This window comes from Aquabacterium sp. UBA2148 (assembly GCF_002328915.1).
Classification (GTDB): Bacteria; Pseudomonadota; Gammaproteobacteria; order Burkholderiales; family Burkholderiaceae_C; genus Aquabacterium; species Aquabacterium parvum.
Genome location: NZ_DCXA01000109.1, coordinates 2208 through 5836 on the forward strand (window position 1 = coordinate 2208; position 3629 = coordinate 5836).

At 64.6% G+C, this 3629-nt stretch carries 2 protein-coding genes and 2 pseudogenes; all 4 read left to right on the plus strand.

Features of this window, described 5'->3' with window-relative positions:
- Positions 1 to 500, plus strand: a pseudogene (gene leuD, locus B2W70_RS05970) (3-isopropylmalate dehydratase small subunit); the annotation flags it as partial.
- A 31-nt stretch (positions 501 to 531) separates the two neighbouring features.
- The gene (leuB, locus tag B2W70_RS05975) at positions 532 to 1608 is read left to right on the plus strand and encodes a 3-isopropylmalate dehydrogenase (protein ID WP_286743816.1); all 1077 of its coding nucleotides are present in this window, start codon (positions 532 to 534) and stop codon (positions 1606 to 1608) included.
- Positions 1609 to 1654: 46 nt separating this feature from the next.
- The gene (gene asd / locus B2W70_RS05980) at positions 1655 to 2788 is read left to right on the plus strand and encodes an aspartate-semialdehyde dehydrogenase (protein WP_286743802.1); all 1134 of its coding nucleotides are present in this window, start codon (positions 1655 to 1657) and stop codon (positions 2786 to 2788) included.
- A gap of 353 nt (positions 2789 to 3141) precedes the next feature.
- Positions 3142 to 3629: pseudogene (locus B2W70_RS05985) on the plus strand (FimV family protein); the annotation flags it as partial.

Sequence of the window (3629 nt, forward strand, 5' to 3'; positions counted from 1 at the left end):
ACGCTGGCGAGCCGGGTCAGGACCCGGCTTCTCGCAAGCCCAACCCCGACTTCGTGCTGAACCAGCCACGCTACAAGGGCGCCTCCGTCCTGATCGCGCGCCAGAACTTCGGCTGCGGCTCCAGCCGCGAGCACGCGCCCTGGGCCCTGGACCAGTACGGCTTTCGCGCCATCATCGCGCCCAGCTTCGCCGACATCTTCTTCAACAACTGCTTCAAGAACGGCCTGCTGCCCATCGTGCTGAGCGAGCAGCAAGTCGATCAGCTGTTCAACGAAGTGTTTGCCTTCCCTGGCTACGAGCTGACCATCGACCTCGAGCGCCAGGTTGTGATCAAGGCCGACGGCGCCGAGCTGCCCTTTGATGTGCAGCCCTTCCGCAAGTACTGCCTGCTCAACGGCTTCGACGACATCGGCCTGACCCTGCGCCACGCCGACAAGATCAAGGCCTATGAAGCCGAGCGCCTGGCGCAAAAGCCCTGGCTGAACAACCGCATCGTTTGATTCCGAAGAAGAACTGAGAACCACCATGGTCATGAAGATTGCTGTGCTGCCGGGTGACGGCATCGGTCCCGAGATCGTCAACGAGGCGGTCAAGGTGCTGAAGGTGCTGGACCTGCCTTTTCAGCTGGACGAAGCCAAGGTCGGCGGCGCTGCCTTCGACGCGCACGGCCACCCGCTGCCCGAGCACACCTTGAACCTGGCCATGGCTTCCGATGCCGTGTTGTTCGGCTCGGTGGGCGACTGGAAGTACGACAAGCTCGACCGCCCGCTGCGTCCTGAGCAGGCCATCCTGGGCCTGCGCAAGAACATGGGCCTGTTCGCCAACTTCCGCCCCGCCATCTGCTATCCGCAACTCACGCATGCTTCCAGCCTCAAGCCCGAGCTGGTCGCTGGCCTGGACATCCTCATCATCCGCGAGCTGACCGGTGACATCTACTTCGGCCAGCCGCGCGGCCGCCGCGAATCGCCCGATGGCGAGTTCAAGGGCGCCCCGGAAGCCTTCGACACGATGCGCTACTCGCGCCCCGAGATCGAGCGCATAGCCCACGTGGCTTTCCAGGCCGCGCGCAAGCGCAACAAGCGCGTGACCAGCGTCGACAAGGCCAACGTGCTGGAGACCTTCCAGTTCTGGAAGGATGTTGTCACCGAGGTGCATGCCCAGTACCCCGACATCGAGCTGGACCACATGTACGTGGACAACGCCGCGATGCAACTGGTCAAGGCGCCCAAGAAGTTCGACGTGCTCTTCACTGGCAACATGTTCGGCGACATCCTCTCTGATGCCGCGGCCATGCTGACCGGCTCGATCGGCATGCTGCCCTCGGCCTCGCTGAACGCCAAGGGCCAGGGTCTGTACGAGCCCAGCCACGGCTCGGCCCCCGACATCGCCGGCAAGGGCGTCGCCAACCCGCTGGCCACCGTCCTGAGCGCCGCCATGATGCTGCGCTTCAGCCTGAACCAGGAAGAGGCCGCCAGCCGCATCGAGCGCGCCGTGCAGTCCGTGCTGGAGCAGGGCCTGCGCACGCCCGACATCTACTCCGAAGGCACCAAGAAGGTCGGCACCGTCGAGATGGGTGAGGCTGTGGTGGCCGCGCTCAAGGCGCAGTGACCCCTGAGCGGCCCCACATCAAACACGTTTACTGAGGACACACAACATGGCTACGACTCTGGTTGGTCTGGTGGGTTGGCGCGGCATGGTCGGCTCGGTCCTGATGGACCGCATGCAGGCCGAAGGCGACTTCGCTCACTTCGAACCCCTGTTCTTCTCGACCTCGAACGCCGGCGGTGCCGCGCCTTCGATGGCCAAGAACGAGAAGGCGCTCAAGAGCGCCTACGACATCGACGAGCTCAAGCGCTGCGACATCATCGTCACGGCCCAGGGCGGTGACTACACCACCGAGGTGTACGGCAAGCTGCGCGAAGCCGGCTGGAAGGGCCACTGGATCGACGCGGCCTCCACGCTGCGCATGAAGGACAGCGCCGTCATCGTGCTCGACCCGGTCAACATGCCCGTCATCAAGAACTCGCTGGCCAAGGGTGGCAACGAGTGGATCGGCGGCAACTGCACCGTCAGCTGCATGCTGATCGGCGTGGGCGCGCTCTACAAGGCCGGCCTGGTCGAGTGGATGTCCACCCAGACCTACCAGGCTGCGTCGGGCGGTGGCGCCCAGCACATGCGCGAGCTGCTGACCCAGTTCGGTACGCTCAACGCCGAGGTCAAGGCCCTGCTGGACGACCCCAAGAGTGCCATCCTGGAGATCGACCGCCAGGTCATCGCCAAGCAGCGTTCGCTGACCGAGGCCGAGACCGCCAACTTTGGCGTTCCGCTGGGCGGCTCGCTGATCCCCTGGATCGACAAGGACCTGGGCAATGGTCAGTCCAAGGAAGAGTGGAAGGGCATGGCCGAGACCAACAAGATCCTCGGCCAGGGCGAAGGTTTTGGCTCGCCGGCGGTGCCCGTCGATGGCTTCTGCGTGCGCATCGGCGCCATGCGTTGCCACAGCCAGGCCCTGACCTTCAAGCTCAAGAAGGACGTGCCCCTGGCCGACCTCGAGGCGCTGATCGCTGCCGACAACGAGTGGGTGAAGGTGGTGCCGAACACCCGCGAGGCCACGATCCGCGAGCTCACCCCGGTGGCCACGACCGGCACGCTGACCATCCCGGTGGGCCGCATCCGCAAGCTGGCCATGGGCCCCGAGTACGTCGGCGCCTTCACCATCGGTGACCAGCTGCTGTGGGGCGCCGCCGAGCCGCTGCGCCGCATGCTGCGCATCCTGCTCGACAAGTGATGGATTTCCCTGGCGTTCGGGGCGCATTGCGTGGCAATTGCGCCCCGAATCCCGGGTAATTCCCTCCGCTCTTGCAACGTCTGGAAACAAACTGAGCAAATGGCCATGTGGCCGGCCGGCGACAATTTCGCAAGTCCGTTTCAACAGGACGGGTTTTCATCCTGGGCTGGCCCGATGTCAGCCAGAGCATGAGCTTGTCACCCTATCTGCTTGATGCTATTGTGTTTTGTGCCGCGTACCGTCTGCAGGTGCTGGCGTGATGCCCCTTTCGCGAAACAGGCCCTTTTTGGGCCTGCGGTCGCATGGGCCCGCCACGGGTCTTTCGACCCACGCATGACGAATTGGGAGACGCCTTGAAAGATCATTCCATGTCCGCAGGGCGTTTCGTCCTGAATCGGGTTGCTGTTGCTGCTGCCGTGTCCGTCCTGTCCGCATTGCCGACCGCTGGTTGGGCTTTGGGCTTGGGCAAGCTGAATGTTCAGTCCGCGCTGGGCGAGGGCCTTCGCGCTGAAATCGATGTCACCAGCCTGACGGCCGACGAGGGCGCGACCCTGCAAGTCAAGGTGGCCACGCCCGAGACCTACCGCGCAGCCGGCGTCGACTACAACGGTGTTCTGTCGAACACCTCCATCACCCTGCAGCGCCGCGCCGATGGCCGCCCATTCCTGCGTCTGAGCAGCGATCGTCCCGTTCAGGAACCCTTCGTCGACGTGATCCTGGACCTGGCCTGGTCGTCTGGCCGTTTGGTGCGCGAATACACCCTGCTGTTTGACCCGCCGGCTGCCCGCACTTCGTCGGCCCCCGCTCCGGTGACGGCGCCCATCATGGAGGCGCCCGCCCC

What these genes read in the sequence shown, in the direction of transcription:
- asd (WP_286743802.1), top strand. Translation starts at nt 1,655, where the DNA reads ATGGCTACGACTCTGGTTGGTCTGGTGGGTTGGCGCGGCATGGTCGGC.
- leuB (WP_286743816.1), top strand. Translation starts at nt 532, where the DNA reads ATGAAGATTGCTGTGCTGCCGGGTGACGGCATCGGTCCCGAGATCGTC.